Genomic DNA, 1434 nt, shown 5'->3' with positions numbered 1-1434 from the left:
AGAAAAACCTCTTCCAGAAAGAAATCCAGAATTCGATAAAAAAGTGGATGAGAAACTTCAGAATATCAATGAAAACCTAAAGGAAATGAAAAAAGAAAAGCCCGAAAAAATTGGATTTTTCGCAAGGTTAATGGGTGCAAAAGAAAATACAGAAAAAAATACTGAGCACGAAGTTCAAACAATACAGGAACCAATCATTGAACAAAACCCGCCTGAACCCGAAGTTGAAGTTAAACCTGAAATTCTTCCAGAGCCTAAAATCGAAGTCCCAATTCCAGAACCTAAAATTGTCACAGAAACGATAATTAAGGAAACAATTATGCCAGTTCATATGAAACAAAAAATCCTAACATTCTTAGGAAGTGAACAAGGTGTAGGGAATTCTCAAATCGCCTTTAATACGGCATTACATTTGGCGAAAAGTGGCTTTAGAACAATGTATATTGATTTTAAAGAAACAGGCTCAACAGTGGAGTACTTATATCAATTAGGTACATTCGAAAAAGGTTTAGATATCGCTTTACGTGGCATGGAGAATCAAAACTATACACAAGTTGAAGATTCTATTATTTCAATGAGTAGCATTATCAGTAATACACCGAAAAATTCTATGATGCTGAAAAACTACAAACAGTTTCCAGACTTGTTAGACTTACTCTTTTACTCAGAAGATTATGTTACAAAAAAAGATAAAGAAAAGGAACAAATCAATAGTGCTTGCTTAAAAGATTTATTCATGTATTTCATTATTCAGAAAAACTATGATTTTATCATTTTAGATGTTCCTTCTGATTTAAAGAATGAATTCACGAAAATAGCCATGGCCTATAGTACAAAAATATTCTTAACACTAACACAAGATGTATCACACATTGGAGGATGGTTAAGAAAATTGCCCGAACTTACTAAACGAATAAATTTAGATAAAAAAATATATTATATTATCAACAAATACGAAAAAGCAGAATTAAACCAAAGGGATATTTCAGAGTGGATGAAAGTAGACATCCCTATTACCATTCCTTCTCTGAATAAAGATTTTATTAATGCAAATTATATTGGTCTTCCTGTTTTGTTGTATTCAAAGAACAAAGAGCTTAAAAAAGCTTTTGCTTCTATTGAGAAGATAATATTCGAATAAAGTTAAAAGGGGGAAGGATATATGAAAACTAAACAAGTAGCAATTACGATTGCTCAAATGGGAGCGGTTATTCTATTTGCAGGAGGGTTTTATTACTTCACACAAAAACAAATGGAGCCAACAACAGTATGGCAATTTAATCGAGATATCCCTGCTAATACGCAGATTACAGAGGGTGATTTAGTAAAAACAACTATTCCTGCTCAAGCAGTAACAAAAGGATTTGCTCTTTCACCAAAAGATATCGTTGGTAAATACAATAATTCAAAATTAGTTACGGGTGAATATGCATT

Annotated in this window: 2 protein-coding genes; both read left to right on the top strand. The window is 31.9% G+C overall.

All coding sequences use genetic code 11. The annotated features are described in order from the left end of the window. On the top strand, positions 1-1141 hold a 1141-nt coding region (locus MR160_RS33610), incomplete at its 5' end, for a CpaE/TadZ family protein (protein WP_242299213.1). Positions 1142-1162: 21 nt separating this feature from the next. Further along, on the top strand, positions 1163-1434 hold a 272-nt coding region (locus MR160_RS33605), incomplete at its 3' end, for an SAF domain-containing protein (RefSeq protein ID WP_242299212.1).

This window comes from Bacillus cereus group sp. BfR-BA-01382 (genome assembly GCF_022663475.1).
GTDB classification, from domain to species: domain Bacteria; phylum Bacillota; class Bacilli; order Bacillales; family Bacillaceae_G; genus Bacillus_A; species Bacillus_A thuringiensis_S.
The sequence above is the reverse complement of the archived record's forward strand: the minus strand, read 5'-3'. Positions and strand labels throughout refer to the sequence as shown.